We start from the raw sequence: 15,359 nt of genomic DNA, 5'->3' as shown, positions 1-15,359 counted from the left end.
GGGCCGGCAGGGACCTGCTCGGGCTTCGGACTCCGATGGGACCTAAGAGGAGCGTCGGGATGTCCTTAAGCCGCCGGATATGGATCTGGATCCTTCTGCTGGGGCTGATCGGGATGGCCTTCGCCTTGCGGCTGCACCGCATCGCCGTCCAGAGCTGGTGGTGGGACGAGGGCTATAGCACCTATCTGGCCCGCCACGGCTTCCTCACCGCCATCCGCATGACGGCGGTGGACATCCATCCCCCGCTTTATTACCTTCTGCTCTCCCTCTGGGGATCCTTCACGGGCTATACCGAGTTCACCACGCGCTTTCTTTCCACGATCTTCGGCATCCTGATCCTTCCCCTGCTTTACCGGGCGGGCCGGGAGGGGGCCGGGCGCGCCGTGGGGTTGCTCGCCGCCGGCCTGGCCGTCCTGGCCCCCGCTTATGTGTATTACTCCCAGGAAACCCGGATGTATACCCTCTTCGCCCTGGAATATCTCATCGCCCTCCTCCTGCTGGCCCGCCTGATGAAAACCCGGCGCTGGCCGGCTTCGACCCTCGCCGCCATCGGGGTGGCGGAGGCCGCCATGATGTATACCCACTATTTCTCGGTGGTCGCGGTGGCCTTCCTGAACCTGACCGCCCTTCTCCTGCTCCTGCGCCAACCTATCGAAGATCGTCGATGGAATTTCCGACGCTGGGCGCTGACCCAGGCGCTGGTGGTGCTGGCTTACGCCCCATGGCTCCCGCCCGCCTACCGCCAGACCGGCCAGCACAGCGATGAGCGGGCCACGTTCCCCACGCTGCCCGAGTTCCTCTCCCTCACCTGGCACTTCTTCAACATCGGCATCCGGGAGGTGCTCGGGAAGACCGGCGAGCCGCCCCCCCGCCCCGGCTTCGTCGGGGCCTCCGCCGCTTATGGGCTCGCCTTCGCCGGAGCCCTGGCGCTGGCCCTCTGGAGCCGGCGACGGGACCTCCGCCGCGTCCCCGCCGCCCCGGCGCTGTGGCTGGCCGCCTTCGCGGTGCCGCTCCTGCTGGTCTTCGGCATCACCCGCTGGAAGCCCATCGTCCACCCTCGCTACATCCTGATGCTCACGCCGGCGCTGCTGCTCACCGACGCCTTCCTGATGGTGGATCTCTGGCGGGCGCAGGGCCTCCGACGCGGGCCCGCTCGTCTCCTCGCGCTGGCCCTCGCCGTGGCCATCGGCGCCACCTTCCTCCAGGGGCTGTGGATCGTCTACTATGACCCCGCCTTCTTCCGGGAGGACGTGCGGGGGGTGGCCGCTTATCTCACCGGGGTGACAACCCCGGACGACGCCATCGTGGTGGACTCGGAGGAATACACGCTGCAACAATATTACGCAGGGCCTTCCCCCATCCAGGGGATCAAGATGCGGGGGCGGGAGGCGGAGGGGCTGGCGGAGCTCCGGGCGATCACCGCCGGCAAACGGCGTGTCTTCCTCCTGCATTGGTTCCGCTCGGTGACCGACGACAAGCGCTTCATCCCCTTCCTTCTGGAACACGCCGGACGGCTGGTCGATCACCGGGAGTTCCCGGGATACACCCTCCGGGTGTATGAGCTGGAGCGCCCGGTGGCGATGCCGCCGCTGCAGCCGGCGGCGGTGAACTTCGGGGATCGCTTGCTTCTGTCCGGCGTCTTCTACGAAACAGAGGGACATGCCGGCGAGGGGATCGCCGTCGCCCTCCGCTGGCGCATGCCGGCTCCGATCTCCGAGAACCTGAAGGCGGCGGTCAGCCTCCTGGACGCCGGCCGGCAGCGCATCAGCGGGATGGACTGGATGCTGATGAACGACCTCCACCGCTACACCGCGCGCTGGACCCCCGGCGAGGAGACCACCACGTATTTCGTGGTCCCGATCCCGCTGGGCGCGCCGCCCGGGCCCTACACCCTCACCGTCACCCTCTATCGAGAGCCGGATCTCAAAGGGCTGGACATCCTGGACGAGGCCCGCAATCCGGGAGGGCGGAGCCTTACCCTGGGCGCCGTCCGGGTGGATCCGCCCCGGATGCAGGTGGACCCCTACGGCACCATGTCGGGGATCCCTCAGCTCCCCGCCCCTGTTCCCCTGGGGGACGGCCTGGAGCTGCTGGGCTTCCAGCTTTCCACCTCCACCGTGGCACCGGGGGAGCCCCTCCATGCATCGCTTCTGCTCCGGGCCACGCACTCCGGCCTGCCGGATCGACCGCTGACCCTGGAGCTCCTGCGAGGAGAGGAGATCCTCGGGCGACAGCAAGGAGATCCGGGCTACGGCCGCTATCCGGTCTCCCGGTGGATCCCGGGCCTGCCTGTGCTGGACCGCCGGACTCTCTGGGTCCCCCCCGAGGCGACGGCGGGGAAAGCCGAAGTGCGCTTGCGCTGGGGAGAGGGGGCTTCCTTCTCGCTGGGAACGGTGGAGATCGCGGGGCGCCCGCGTCGGTTCGAGGCCCCGCCCTTCGACATCCCGGTGGGCCGTCGGTTCCCCGGCGTCGCGGAGCTGGTGGGGGTCACTCTGGATCGGACCACTTTGCGGGAGGGGGAAAGCCTCAACGTGAAGCTGGTCTGGCGGGCGCTGAACGAAACGCCCATCGAGCGTCCCTACGTGGTCTCGGTGCAGGCCCTGAACGCGGAGGGACGCCTGATCGGTCAGGACGACCGGCCGCCGGCGGACGGACGCTCCCCCACTACCTCATGGGTCTTCGGGGAGTTCATCGAGGATCCGCATCCGGTGACCTTCCGGGAGCCCCTGCGCGGGGAGGGCCGCCTCATCGTCGTGATGTATGACCCCGAGACCATGCAGCGCCTGCGAGCGGAGGACGGAAGCGACCACATCCTCCTGCCGGTGCGCATCCAGGGGTCTGCGGTGCCATAGCGGCAAGGGCCCCGCCCCCGCTTCCGGCTCAACGCTCAGGACGCAGCCTGCGTCCCCTCAGGCGGAGGAGGAGAGATCCGGGCTTCTCCTCTCAAAGAACGCGCGTTCCCGTAGCGCTCCAGGAAGCGCTCGCGGGAGATCCAGAACTCCACCCGCTCCAGCTGATGCAGGCGCTTGCCGCGCAGGCTGGCGGGGTTGTAAGCCTGCATCAGCATCCACACGTAAAGATCATCCATCCGATAGCGGAGCCATCGCCAGCCGCTCGCCCCCCGTTCCACCCGAAACACCTCAAAGCCCAGGTCGCGGATCAGCCCTCGCATGGGATCGATCAGCGAGGTCTCCCCTCGGAGCGCCCGGGCCTTCCGGGCCTCCGGATGGCTCTCCATCCACTGCGCGATCAGCCGGAGGGAAGCGATGGCCTGCCGGTAGAACTGCAGACCCCAAGCCAGATCCGGACCCTCCGGGGGCATGCGGGGGATCCTCTCGTTCCACAGATGGAGCTCAAGGATAGGCTCTCCTCGGCGAAGCTGGGTGCCATCGCAAAGCACGAGGTCACGCGGACATGCGCCGATGGCCACCCGGAGCAGACACCGCGGGTCATCGGTGAACTCCCGAACGCCATGCGCGCGCCGCAGAAGAGGATCCAGCTGGTGGACCAGGGCCTCCACCATGGTCTGCATGGTTCAACGCCCCCCGGCGATCAGGGTGATCCCCAGCACCACCAGCGCGGTCCCCAGCCATTTCGACCACCCGATGGGCTCGTGAAAGATCAGCCAGGCGGTGAACACCTGGACGCTGGCGAAGCCCAGCCCCATCGTGAGGCCCACCGCGACGTGGACCGGGAGCCAGCGAAGGAGCGCGGTGTAGGTCAGGACGCTCAGGAAACCCGCCAAGTTGCCCAGGACCTGCCAGGCCAGGAAAGCGGTCGCCGTCGTGCTCTCCGCCGAGCGCTTGAATCCAACGTTAGCGACCACAACCAGGCCCTGGTAAAGCAGGACGAGCAAAGGGATCCACACCGAATGGAGCAGGCCGGACATCGCGCACCTCATCCGAATGGATCGGTTCATCCTTCGCCGGGTTGAGGGGGCCGGGGAGGTTTTTCACGCCTCGGGTCATGGGGACGGGTGTTCTGACCGGAGGAGGGCGCGCTGCCACTCGGCCAGGCGCCGCAACGCTTCCAGGCGTTCCCGATCCCCTACCCGGGCCCGGGCCACCGCCTCGTGCAGGATCCGGATCGAACGGTCATAGAGGGCCCGGTCTACCGGGAATGGATGGCGATCCTTCCCCCCGTGAGCGAAGGCGAAGCGGGCCGGGTCCCGGAACGACAGGGGGGTGCCGTAGAGCAGCTCCGCCAGGAGAGCGAGGGCCCGGATGGTCTTGGCGCCAACCTGAGGGAGGCCGAGCAGCTCCGCGAACGAAGCCGGTTGCGCCTCATAGGTCTTCACAAAGATCGAGGCCAGATGATCCGGGTGGATGTCCCGGAGCAGGATCTCGTGGTGAGGCGGGAGGCGCAGGCGTTGCAGGCGCCGGAGCTCCTGGAGCAGCCGCCAGGGCTTCTCGCGGGAGAGCTCAGCCACCGCATGTCGGGCCGCCTCCGCCTCCGCCGCGACCATGTTGAGAGGACGGGTCCGCTCATCGCAACAGACCGCGGCGTGGGGTTCGTTCACGAAGTCCACGACTGTCTCGCTCAGCCAGTGATACCGGCGCGCATAGCGGTTCTCCAGGTTCATCCCTTGCTGGATCACCGCCCACCGTCCCTCTCGATCGAAGACCATCACGTGATGGTAGATCTGGTAGCCATCCTGGAGGGCGTGGTTGTCGACCTTCGCTGCCATCCGGCTGGCCCGGATCAGGGTTTCGGGGTCGCTTCGGAGGTGCGCGGCGGCGGCCGCGATCTCCTCCGGCGTGCGCCGCGAGGCCCTCCCCTTCCCTCCGGCCACGAACAGGCCCAGCTCCCGCCCGGCCTCCTTCAGGGCTTCCTTCAAAGCCCCGCAGACCACCGTGGTGAGGCCGCTGGAGTGCCAGTCATAGCCCAAGACGCAGCCGAAGGCCTGGAACCAGTAAGGGTCGCTCAGGCGACGGAGCACCTCCGCCGTCCCGAACTCATCGACCAGAACGGTGATGATCTCCCGGGCCAGGGCGGTCATGCGAACGAAGAGCCAGCGAGGCGCCCGGCCTGTATGGAGCGGAAGATCCGCGAACCCGGTGCGCGGCATAAGCCTTTCGGCAAAGATTCAAGAGGGAGAAGGGGTCCTCTGAAGCCTTTTTGCATGCAGGAAGCGCGCGAAGTCTAAAACCTCCAGCGCCATATCCTCCGGGAGCCGGGCAATGAGCTCGGCCATCCGTTCGGAAAGGGGAACCCACTCCCGGGTTCGGGCACGCCAGATCACAATGAACTGATCCCGATGTAAAGGAAGAAGCGCGATCGTTTCCCCATCTTCGTTAACAAACTCTATCTCGCAAACACTTTCTGAATGACAATGCACAACTGTGCCCTGCATGCCCGCCCGTAACCCATGCTCCGGGAGATCTACGATTAACTCAATAACATCGAACAGATCTGGCATGATTATTCGCTCCTTTCTATTCGTGAAACTTTTCGCACATAAAGGGTCAATAACTTTGCCTCTCGACTCCCATGGGGAATCAGCCAACCGGTTCGCACAATCGCTTCCTGCCCCTCAACGCCCCGGATCCGGAGATCAACCGTATAACGCTTTCCAAATCGGTCTTCTCTATGAAGAAAAGCCTCTCCATCCAAAGCTTTTTCCATGATTTGCTCCATCAGAAGTTGATAATTTTCCTTAGTAAATCCCAGCTTTTCCTTGAATCTTCTGGCCTTGTGACGCCCCCAGGGAGATTCCGGATCCAGGGCATACTCCGTTAGCTTTCGAGGATCAATCACTATGGAATCAGCCACGTCAGCAAGGCGCATGTTGCTCCCCTAAGCCAAATTATAATGCAACCGGTAAAACAGGAGATGGGTGCTCCCGTAATCCCGGCGGTCGACCAGATCCAGGTGATGGAGGGTCAGCGTTTCGAACTCGCGCGGGTGGATCTGGACCACGACCCGTCCCTCCGGGGCGATCCACTCCGGCCGGGCGTCCAATTGCTCCAGGGTGCGGCGCCACCAGCCCCGATACTGTGGGGGCGCGACGTAGATGAAATCAAAGGCCTCTGCGCGGGCGGAACGCAGAAATGTGAAAACATCTGCCCGCACCACCCGGGCCCGGTCCGCCAGGCCGGTCTCCCGGAGGTTTTCCCGCAGCACCCGGATCGCCCGAGGATCCTTCTCCACGAACACGGCCTCCGCCGCCCCGCGGCTCAGGGCCTCGATGCCCACGCTCCCGGTGCCCGCGAAGAGATCGAGGACCCGCGCCCCGACGATGCGGGGACCCAGGATGTCGAAGAGGGCGGTCTTCACCCGATCGGTGATCGGCCGGGTGGCGGAGCCCGGCAGGCTCTTCAACCGGCGGCCCCGGGCCGAGCCCGAGATCACCCGCATCAGTGCCCCCAGTCTCGCAGATATCGGAAGTCGATGCCCACCGTGCGGGAGGTTAGCTTGGCGATGATCGGCGTCCGCCGCTTGAACTGGGTGTCGCGGACCATCCGCCACAGGCGGCGGACGGTCTCCGCATCGAAGCCCAGGCGGATCACCTGCTCCGGCGTCATGCGCTCCTCCACCAGCAGGTAGAGGATGCGGTCCGCCTCATCGTAGGTCACCCCCAGCTCGCCCTCATCGGTCTGGCCCAGCCAGAGATCCGCCGTGGGAGGCTTGCGGATGATCTCCTCCGGCACGCCGACGGCGCGGGCCAGCTGGCGGACCTGGTTCTTGTAAAGATCCCCCAGGGGGGCCAGGGCGTAAGCGCCGTCGCCGTAGAGGGTGAAATAGCCCAGCAGGATCTCCGTCTTGTTGCTGGTGCCCACCACCATCCCGCCCCACGCCGCCGAGAGGTCGTAGAGGATGATCATCCGCATGCGGGCCATGACGTTGCCTCGCCGCCGGGCGTCCATGTCCGGGAACCGCTCGAAGAGCGGCTCCACCATGGGCGTGATCTCCACCGTTTCCGAGGGGACGCCCAGCTGCTCGATGACCAGATGGGCATGCAGCAGGCTGTCCGGCGAGGAGGTGCGATAGGGCATGCGCACCGCCAGCACGTTCTCAGGGCCCAGGGCCTCCGCGGCCAGGAAGCACGTCAGCGACGAGTCGACCCCTCCCGAAAGGCCGATCACCGCCCGCCGCATGCCGAACTTGCCGATCTCATCCCGGATGAACCGCACCAGCACCCCGCGCACCAGCTCGGGGTCGATGCGCATCCGCTCATCCACCCACTCCCGGATCCGCTGTGGATCCGGCACCCCATCCCGCTCGATGATCTTCCAGGATCGCATCCCGCTCACTCCCCCAGGATCTGCACCACGATCTCACGCTGACGGGGGCGGACGTCGAAATCGATCAGCACGATCTGCTGCCAGGTCCCCAGCAACAGACGGCGCTCCCGGAAGGGAACCGTGAGGGAGGGCCCGATCAGGGAGGCCCGCAGATGGGAATGTCCGTTGCGGTCCCCCCAGCGCAGATTGTGACGGTATTCCCGGTCCGCCGGGACGGCCTCCTCGAACCAGCGCTGCAGATCCTCCACCGCCCCTGGTTCGAACTCCATGGTGGTCAGCCCGGCTGTGGAGCCGGGGACGAACAGGGCGACGATGCCCGCTTCCAGACCGGAGCGCGCGACGGCCTCCGCCACCCGCTCCGTCAGATCCACGATGTGGTTGTTCCCATGCGTTCGCACCGTCAGGCGCTCGGTGACCACCATCTCCCTCACCTCCCCCTCGGTCAGGAGGCGCCCTCCTCCGGGCCCATTCGCTCCATGCGTCCCAGGAGCCGCAGGCTCTCCAGATCCTCCAGATCCGCCGGGCGATGCCGGCGGAACAACTCCCGGACATCCCGGAACTGCTCCGGGGTCGCCTGGCCCAGCATGCGAGCGATGTCCGCCAGATCCTGCAGCCGGCCCGCCTCGAATTTCATCAGGATCAGGTAAGGCAGCGGCATGATCGGAAACCCGGCCTCGTCCCGATTCCCCTGGGCCGCCTCCAGGGCTTCCTCGGCCCAGGGATCGTGCAGCTCCAGCACATCGAGGCGCCATCCTTCCCGGGAAACCCAGGAGAATCCCGGGATCGCCAGCTCCCCTTCATACCGGAAGCCGGCCGCCTGCAACCGCCGTCGGGCCTCCGGCCCGTCCGCAGCCCGGATGGCAATGTCCAGAGCCCGGGTTGCCCGCTCCGGCATATAATAGCGGGCCGCCATGGCGCCAACGACCGCCCACGGGATCGGATCGAGAACCGCGCGCAGGTCAGGAAGGCCGGACAAAGGCGACCTCCGGGCGAGGAGCTCCCACCGGCTCCCGGCCCCCGGCCGGGCGCGCCGGAGGGCCATCCGGATTAAGGTTTTCCGAATCCGGGTTCGAGGATCCATGCTTGCCGCGCGGACAAGGTTTCCCTTCGCTCCGTTAGGGCGTCTGGATCCGCATATCCAGCGGGACCATCTGGAACCAGGTGTTGCCCGGCTTCAAGGGGATGGGCTGCCCCTGGGCGTCCACGAAGCGGAGCATGTCCTCTCGCCGAAAGCGTTGCCACTGCCCTTCGAACATCCGCCCGTCCCGGAAGATCTGGACCGGCCCGCTTCCCCAGATCTGGATCTCAATGGAGTAGTTGCCCAACCGGTCCTCCAGGATGTCCGTAGTCTGGTGATGGGCGTAAACCACGACCACGTTCGCGGCGGAGAGCTGGCGGCCTGTGAGGGCATCCATATGGGGCTGGCCAGCCGTCCAGCGAAGCCAGCGTCCGGACCCGGAGTCGTAGCGCCAGGTGACCGGCTCCACGCGATAGGGGATGATCAGCGTGGAGACCGGCCGGCCGCCGGGTGGGGGCTGTTCTGAGAACATCATCCCCCGCAGGTTCGGACGGGTGTTGATCCCGCGACGGGTGGCTTCCTCCCAAAGCCGCCGGGTGCTGGTGAAGAGGGTATGCTCCAGGGCCACGCCTTCGCGAGGGATGCGCCAGAAGATCGGGGCTCCGACCCCAAAATCCGGGCTCAGGGCCCGCTCGAAGAAATCCGAGTTCCGGATACGGGCGTTGACGCCGGCGCTGGCCCCGGAGTAGGCGAGGATGGCCTGGAACATCGCCGGGATTTCCAGATCGATGAGCCGGGCGCTGCGCACGGAGCCCACCGGCTCGGCGTCCTGGCTCAGGAAAACGGCGGTGAAACGCGTCACCCCGCCCTCCGCATAGTGTTCAAAGACCAAATCGGCCAGATCCACCCCGGACTGGGGTCGGACCACCGGAGGGTAGTTCGAGATTTTGATGGCCAGGGGCCGTCGGTTCAGCACGGCGGGATCCGGCACGCGCAGGCCGGTGAGGGGGTTCACATCGGGCGGGAGCTCGTTCGCCCATACCAACGGAGTGGGGGTCGGCGAAGGAGCAGGAGAAGAGGTGGGTTGGGGTCGGGATGGGGAATCCGTGACGATGAGGGGAGGTGGCATGGTCGGCGTCGGAAGCCGGACCTCCCCCGCCGTCGTGCGGAAGGCGCAGGCGTTGAGCCCTACCACCCCGAGGATCATGAGCCATCGAGGCGGCCGCATCCTGAATCCCATATCTCCTCCTCCTGAAGGATCTTCCCATGTCTTGAAGTATAAACCGGGCGAGGCCGGCCTGTCGCAGCGCGAGGTGGGAGATCTTTCCCACAAACAAAACGCTGGGGGCCCGGCCGGCGTCCGCCGCGCCAGCCCGGCCCCCAGGCCCCTGTGGGGAGGGCGGCCGTTCATTCGGAGGACGAGGAGGACGACCCGCTTTCGGACTTCTCCTTTCCCTTGTTCGCGGACTTGCGGCTCTCGGTGATATACCAGCCATCGCCTTTGAAGATGATCCCGGCAGGGGAGAGCACCCGACGCACGCCCGGGTGGCCCTCCGGGCAACGCTCCAGAGGAGGATCGGTGAAGCGTTGCTGTTGCTCGAAGCGGATGCCGCAGACCGGGCACTCGTATTCATAGATGGGCATCGGCCATCACCTCCTGCGTCGGCAGGCTGTCAGGCGATCCGGGAAAGGGACAGGGGCGGGCCGAGGACCCGCCCCTGTCGGATTCGGGCTTCGACCCGGGATCAGAACTCCTCGGACGGCGTCGGCGTGGTCTCCTTCTTCTTCTCCGGCACCTCGGTGACCAGGGCCTCGGTGGTGAGGATCATGGCCGCGACGCTGGCGGCGTTCTCCAGGGCGGTCCGGGTCACCTTGGCCGGGTCGATGATGCCCGCCTCCACCATGTCCACGTATTCGCCGGTGAGCACGTTGTAACCGATGTTCGGGTTGTTCTTCTCCTTCTGGAGGCGGCGCACCATCTCCACCACCACCGCGCCGTCCTCGCCGGCGTTCTCGGCGATGCGGCGGAGCGGCTCCTCCAGGGCGCGGCGCACGATGTTGATGCCCGTCTGGACGTCGCCATCGGCCTTCAGGCTATCCAGGGCCTTAGCGGCGTTCAGCAGGGCCACGCCGCCGCCGGGGACGATGCCCTCCTCCACCGCGGCGCGGGTCGCCGACAGGGCGTCCTCCACGCGGTGCTTCTTCTCCTTGAGCTCGACCTCGGTGGCCGCGCCGACGCGGATGATGGCCACCCCGCCGGCCAGCTTGGCCAGCCGCTCCTGGAGCTTCTCACGGTCGTAGTCGCTGGTGGTCTTCTCCATCTCCGCCTTGATCTGCTCAATGCGGCCCTTGATGGCCTTCGGATCGCCGCGCCCGCCGATGATGGTGGTGTCATCCTTGGTCACCACCACCTTGTCGGCCCGGCCGAGGTCGGAGATGCGCACGTTCTCCAGCTTGCGGCCCAGCTCCTCGCTGATCACCTGCCCGCCGGTGAGGATGGCGATGTCCTGGAGCATGGCCTTGCGGCGCTCGCCGAAGCCGGGGGCCTTCACCGCCACGGCGTTGATGATGCCCCGCAGCTTGTTGAGCACCAGGGTCGCCAGGGCCTCACCGTCCACATCCTCGGCGATGACCAGCAAGGAGCGGGTCTCGCCCTCCTGGAGAAGGCGCTCCAGGACCGGGATGATATCGGCCGCGGCGGAGATCTTCTTGTCGTGGATCAGGATGTAGGGGTTCTCCAGCACGGCCTCCATGGTCTCGGGGTTGGTCACAAAGTAAGGCGAGATGTAGCCCCGATCGAACTGCATCCCCTCCACATACTCGGTCTCAAAGGGCAGGCCGGTCTTGGACTCCTCCACCGTGATCACGCCGTCCTTGCCCACCTTGTCCATCACCTCGGCGATCAGGTTCCCGATCTCCGGGTCCGCCGAGGAGATGGCAGCCACGTGGGCGATGTCGTCCTTGCTCTGGACCGGCTTGGCCATCCGCTTGATCTCCTCGACCACGGCCTTGACGGCCATCTCGATGCCCTTCTTCAGGAGCATCGGGTTGGCCCCCGCGGCCACGTTCTTCATCCCCTCCGTGACCATCACGTGAGCCAGGACTGTCGCCGTGGTCGTCCCATCGCCGGCCACGTCGTTGGTCTTGGTGGCCGCCTCCTTGAGGAGCTGCACGCCCATGTTCTCATAGGGATCGGGCAGCTCGATCTCCTTGGCCACCGTCACCCCGTCGTGGGTGATCGTGGGGGCCCCCCACTTCTTGTCCAGCGCCACATTGCGGCCTTTGGGCCCCAGCGTGGTCCCCACCGCGTTGGCCAGGATGTCGATGCCGCGCTTCAGGCGGCGGCGAGCCTCCTCACCGAAAACCAGCTGCTTGGGCGCCATCTCCGATCACCTCCTTCTCTGGGATTAAAGGTTGAGGGCGAGAGGTTTTTCGCCCCTACTCCTCAATGATCGCCAGGATATCGCTCTCCTTGAGGATGAGGAGCTTCTTGGTGGTGTCCACTTTGAACTCGGTGCCGGCGTATTTGGCGAAGAGGACGCGATCGCCGACCTTGACCTCCATCGGAACCCGCTTGCCGCTCTCATCCACGCGCCCCGGGCCCACGGCGATCACGCGGCCTTCCTGGGGGCGCTCCTTCGCCGTCTCCGGGAGGATGATGCCGCTCGGGGTCATCTCCTCCCGCTCGATGGGCTCCACCACCACCCGATCCGCAAGCGGTCGAAGTTTGAGCTCCGCCATCTCTGCCCTCCTCGGGGAACTCAGATTAGAATTAGGGGGTTGAGAGACCGCTCACTTCACCTTGACTTTAATCGTCCGCGCCTTCACCGCCTCGGCCTTGGGCAGCCGCAGGGTCAGGACCCCATGCTCGTATTCCGCCGTGGCCCTGTCTGCGACCACCTCAACCGGGAGCACGAAGGAGCGGGTGAAGGCGCCGAAGCGACGCTCCTGACGCACCCAGGATCCCTCCCGGGCCTCCTGCTCCTCCCGGAGCTCCCCACGGAGGGTGACGGTGTTCCCGCTCACCGTCACTTCCAGATCCTCCGGCCGGACCCCGGGGACGGCGGCTTTCACCACCACCTCGTCCTTGGTTTCGTAAATATCCACCGCCGGCCAATCAGCGGAGCCGAAGAAGAGGGAGGGACGGGCGAAGGCCTCGTCCAGGATGCGGTCAATGGCCCGCCGAAGGGAGAGGACCTCCTGGAAGGGATCCCACCGGCGGATCTCGCCAGCCATCGCAGGCCTCCTCGTGCCGTTCCTGGGATCGGGGCGTTCCGTCCCCCTATCGTAATTCGGCCGTGTTAGAGCCGCGCAAGAGCCGCATAAGAGTTTCGTAAGAGCCTCAGGCTGCCCGCCGGGCCAGCGCCTTCACGCGCAGGTTGTTCACCACATTACGAACGCCGCGGACGGAGCGGGCGATCTCCTCCGCGCGCTGGCGCGCGGCCTCATCGGGCACCCAGCCGGCCAGCGTGACATCGCCCTGGACGCTGGTGACCAGCACCCGGGCGCGCGGCGGGCTGAGGTCCGGATCCGCCGCCAGGCGCAGGCCCAGCTCGGCCTCGATCTCGGGATCCGAGATCAGATCGTTCTGCACTTCCCGCACTCCCGGCACCGCCCGGGCGAGGGTCTCCGCCATACGCTTCATGGAAGTGGAAGGCACCACCCCCTCCAGGATCACCCGTCCGTCCCGCGCGCAGATCCGGATCAGATGGAAATTCACGCGAAGGGGATCATAACGGTAGAGACGCTCTTCCACCTTCGCCTGCAGAGTCGCGTCGTCCATCACGTCCAGATCCATGGGTTCCGCTCCGGCTGGGAGTGAGGAGAAGGTCTGGAATGATGAACGCAGGATGCGCGCCGGTTCGTCCTCCCCGGCCTCCGTTCAGAAGACCGGAGGCCGGGGAGGAGCTCGATCGGCCTCAGACCTGGCGGTATTCGCCCTCCACGACCTCGCCCTCGCCCGAAGGCCGGGAGCGGCCCGAGCCGCCGGTCGCCGCAGCCCGCTGATAGACCGCCTGGCCGATGGCCAGGGCCGCCTGGCGCAGCTCCTGGGTGAGCTGCCGGATGCGGGCCGTGTTGTCCGTGCCCATCGCCTCCTTCAGCTGTCGGATCAGGCCCTCCAGGCGCTCGCGGTCCGCCGGGCTCACCTGATCGCCCAGCTCCCGCAGCGAGCGCTCCACGCTGTAGATCATGTTGTCCGCCTCGTTGCGGGCCTCGGCCAGCTCACGCCGGCGCCGGTCCTCCTCGGCGTAGCGCTCGGCCTCCTTGAGCAGCCGCTCCACCTCCTCCTTGGACAGGTTGGTGGAGGCGGTGATGGTGATCTTGGCCTCCTTGCCGGTCGCCCGATCCCGGGCCGAGACGTTCAGGATGCCGTTGGCATCGATGTCGAAGGTCACCTCGATCTGCGGCACGCCCCGCGGCGCCGGCGGGATGCCCTCCAGGCGGAACTGGCCCAGCAGGATGTTGTCCGCCGCCATCGGCCGCTCGCCCTGGTAGACCTTGATGTCCACCGCCGTCTGGAAGTCCTCGGCGGTGGTGAAGACCTCGGTCTTGCGCACCGGGATGGTCGTGTTGCGCGGGATGATCACCGTCATCACCCCGCCCAGGGTCTCCACCCCCAGGGAGAGCGGCGTCACGTCCAGGAGCAACACATCCCGGACCTCACCGGCCAGCACGCCAGCCTGGATCGCCGCGCCGACGGCCACCACCTCGTCCGGGTTGACGCCCTTATGCGGCTCCTTGCCGGTGAGCTCCCGGACCAACTGCTGCACCATGGGCATGCGGGTGGCGCCGCCGACCAGGATCACCTCGTCGATTTGCTCCGGGCGCAGCTTGGCGTCCCGCAACGCCTGCTCGAAGGGACCCTTCAGCCGCTCCACCAGATGGCGGGAGAGCTGCTCGAACTTGGCCCGGGTCAGGCGCATCTGAAGGTGCTTGGGCCCATCGGCCGTGGCCGTGATGAAGGGCAGGTTGATCTCCGTCTCCATCAGGGTGGAGAGCTCGATCTTGGCCTTCTCGGCCGCCTCCTTCAGGCGCTGCAGGGCCTGGCGGTCCTTGCGCAGGTCGATCCCGTGCTCCTTCATGAACTCCTCGGCCACATAGTCGATGATCACCTGGTCCCAATCATCGCCGCCCAGGTGCGTATCGCCCGCCGTGGCCTTCACCTCGATCACGCCGTCGCCGACCTCCAGGATCGACACATCGAAGGTCCCGCCGCCCAGGTCCCAGACCAGGATGATCTCGTTCTTCTTCTTGTCCAGGCCGTAAGCCAGGGCCGCGGCCGTGGGCTCGTTGATGATGCGCAGCACCTCCAGCCCGGCGATCTTCCCCGCGTCCTTGGTGGCCTGGCGCTGGCTGTCGTTGAAGTAGGCCGGCACGGTGATCACCGCCTGGGTGACCGGCTCGCCCAGGTAAGCCTCGGCGTCCTGCTTCAGCTTGCGCAGGATCATCGCCGAGATCTCCTGGGGCGTGAACTCCTTGCTCACCGCCGGGATGAACACCCGGGCGTCTCCGTTGGGCCCCTCCACCACCTTATAGGGAACCCGCCGGATCTCCTCCAGGACCTCGTGGTAGCGCCGGCCCATGAAGCGCTTGATGGAGAACACGGTGTTCTCCGGGTTGATGATGGCCTGGCGCTTGGCCGGCAGGCCCACCAGGCGCTCCCCGGTCTTGGTGAAGGCGACCACCGAAGGGCAGAGGTTGCCGCCCTCGGCGATGGGGATCACCTTGGGCTCCCCGCCCTCCATCACAGCGATCACCGAGTTGGTCGTCCCCAGATCAATGCCGACGATCCGCCCCTTCTTGGCCATCGGAGACCTCCTCCGCAGGATTCATCGGTTCCCCTCCTTCCGAATGGGAAACGCCCACCAGGGGGGCAGGTCGCCGGATCCGCATCTGCGCCGACGGGAAGGGCCCACGCTGAGCCAGCGCCGTCGGCGCTGTGGGCGACGGCAACCGGGCGTAATCACACTGGCACGGCCCTCCCTGGGCGCATCCCAGGCAACAGTAAGCGTGCCGGCCCACCCGGACCGGCTGCCAGTCGAACTCAATCCCGCAGTTCCGGCAGACCCACGCCACGGATCCCCCCTGTTCTCCAC

18 protein-coding genes are annotated in these 15,359 nt (G+C 66.6%); 1 reads left to right on the top strand and 17 read right to left on the bottom strand.

The genetic code is table 11. The features are described 5' to 3' along the window. Window positions 1–59: 59 nt before the first annotated feature. The gene (locus KNN16_RS03415; RefSeq protein ID WP_303898816.1) at window positions 60–2,852 is read left to right on the top strand and encodes a glycosyltransferase family 39 protein; all 2,793 of its coding nucleotides are present in this window, start codon (window positions 60–62) and stop codon (window positions 2,850–2,852) included. 35 nt (window positions 2,853–2,887) lie between these two features. Here the strand turns inward: KNN16_RS03415 and KNN16_RS03410 are convergent, their stop codons facing one another. From KNN16_RS03410 to KNN16_RS03330, 17 genes are all read right to left on the bottom strand, one after another. Next, window positions 2,888–3,532: a hypothetical protein gene (locus KNN16_RS03410; RefSeq protein WP_303898813.1), complete on the bottom strand. Its 645-nt coding sequence runs from the start codon at window positions 3,530–3,532 to the stop codon at window positions 2,888–2,890. 3 nt (window positions 3,533–3,535) lie between these two features. Next, window positions 3,536–3,889, bottom strand: a complete 354-nt coding sequence (locus KNN16_RS03405; RefSeq protein ID WP_299287829.1) for a hypothetical protein — start codon at window positions 3,887–3,889, stop codon at window positions 3,536–3,538. Window positions 3,890–3,964: 75 nt separating this feature from the next. Then, window positions 3,965–5,068: a DUF763 domain-containing protein gene (locus KNN16_RS03400; RefSeq protein ID WP_299287826.1), complete on the bottom strand. Its 1,104-nt coding sequence runs from the start codon at window positions 5,066–5,068 to the stop codon at window positions 3,965–3,967. A gap of 18 nt (window positions 5,069–5,086) precedes the next feature. Next, window positions 5,087–5,419, bottom strand: a complete 333-nt coding sequence (locus tag KNN16_RS03395) for a DUF4926 domain-containing protein (protein ID WP_299287824.1) — start codon at window positions 5,417–5,419, stop codon at window positions 5,087–5,089. Between the two features lie 2 nt (window positions 5,420–5,421). Then, window positions 5,422–5,787 carry a DUF6883 domain-containing protein gene (locus KNN16_RS03390; RefSeq protein WP_303898809.1) on the bottom strand — a complete coding sequence of 122 codons (366 nt, stop codon included), beginning with the start codon at window positions 5,785–5,787 and terminating at the stop codon, window positions 5,422–5,424. A 9-nt stretch (window positions 5,788–5,796) separates the two neighbouring features. Next, the gene (rsmD, locus tag KNN16_RS03385; RefSeq protein ID WP_303898807.1) at window positions 5,797–6,357 is read right to left on the bottom strand and encodes a 16S rRNA (guanine(966)-N(2))-methyltransferase RsmD; all 561 of its coding nucleotides are present in this window, start codon (window positions 6,355–6,357) and stop codon (window positions 5,797–5,799) included. After that, entirely contained in the window at window positions 6,357–7,169 is an 813-nt protein-coding gene (locus tag KNN16_RS03380) for an NAD+ synthase (RefSeq protein WP_369685880.1), read from the bottom strand. Before KNN16_RS03380 ends, rsmD begins: the two co-directional genes overlap by 1 nt. 80 nt (window positions 7,170–7,249) lie before the next feature. Further along, window positions 7,250–7,666, bottom strand: a complete 417-nt coding sequence (locus tag KNN16_RS03375; RefSeq protein ID WP_273088401.1) for a secondary thiamine-phosphate synthase enzyme YjbQ — start codon at window positions 7,664–7,666, stop codon at window positions 7,250–7,252. A gap of 20 nt (window positions 7,667–7,686) precedes the next feature. Beyond that, on the bottom strand, window positions 7,687–8,220 hold the full coding sequence (locus KNN16_RS03370) for a hypothetical protein (RefSeq protein ID WP_299286491.1): 534 nt from the start codon (window positions 8,218–8,220) through the stop codon (window positions 7,687–7,689). A 139-nt stretch (window positions 8,221–8,359) separates the two neighbouring features. Beyond that, on the bottom strand, window positions 8,360–9,502 hold the full coding sequence (locus tag KNN16_RS03365) for a DUF3048 domain-containing protein (RefSeq protein ID WP_303898799.1): 1,143 nt from the start codon (window positions 9,500–9,502) through the stop codon (window positions 8,360–8,362). A 167-nt stretch (window positions 9,503–9,669) separates the two neighbouring features. Then, complete coding sequence (locus tag KNN16_RS03360; RefSeq protein WP_299286485.1) at window positions 9,670–9,906, bottom strand: FmdB family zinc ribbon protein; 237 nt, start codon at window positions 9,904–9,906, stop codon at window positions 9,670–9,672. Window positions 9,907–10,007: 101 nt separating this feature from the next. Then, window positions 10,008–11,645 carry a chaperonin GroEL gene (groL, locus tag KNN16_RS03355; RefSeq protein ID WP_299286482.1) on the bottom strand — a complete coding sequence of 546 codons (1,638 nt, stop codon included), beginning with the start codon at window positions 11,643–11,645 and terminating at the stop codon, window positions 10,008–10,010. Window positions 11,646–11,700: 55 nt separating this feature from the next. Beyond that, on the bottom strand, window positions 11,701–12,003 hold the full coding sequence (groES, locus tag KNN16_RS03350) for a co-chaperone GroES (protein WP_088571186.1): 303 nt from the start codon (window positions 12,001–12,003) through the stop codon (window positions 11,701–11,703). Window positions 12,004–12,054: 51 nt separating this feature from the next. After that, window positions 12,055–12,498, bottom strand: a complete 444-nt coding sequence (locus KNN16_RS03345) for an Hsp20/alpha crystallin family protein (protein ID WP_088571185.1) — start codon at window positions 12,496–12,498, stop codon at window positions 12,055–12,057. 106 nt (window positions 12,499–12,604) lie between these two features. After that, entirely contained in the window at window positions 12,605–13,060 is a 456-nt protein-coding gene (locus KNN16_RS03340) for a BON domain-containing protein (RefSeq protein WP_088571184.1), read from the bottom strand. A 121-nt stretch (window positions 13,061–13,181) separates the two neighbouring features. Continuing rightward, window positions 13,182–15,071, bottom strand: coding sequence for a molecular chaperone DnaK (gene dnaK, locus KNN16_RS03335; RefSeq protein ID WP_303898792.1), 1,890 nt, complete (start codon window positions 15,069–15,071; stop codon window positions 13,182–13,184). Further along, window positions 15,040–15,339 carry a hypothetical protein gene (locus KNN16_RS03330; RefSeq protein WP_299286469.1) on the bottom strand — a complete coding sequence of 100 codons (300 nt, stop codon included), beginning with the start codon at window positions 15,337–15,339 and terminating at the stop codon, window positions 15,040–15,042. Before KNN16_RS03330 ends, dnaK begins: the two co-directional genes overlap by 32 nt. Window positions 15,340–15,359: the final 20 nt, after the last annotated feature.

This window comes from Thermoflexus hugenholtzii (assembly GCF_018771565.1).
GTDB lineage: Bacteria > Chloroflexota > Anaerolineae > Thermoflexales > Thermoflexaceae > Thermoflexus > Thermoflexus hugenholtzii_A.
Note: the sequence above shows the minus strand (reverse complement) of the source record. Positions and strands in the feature narration are given on the sequence as shown.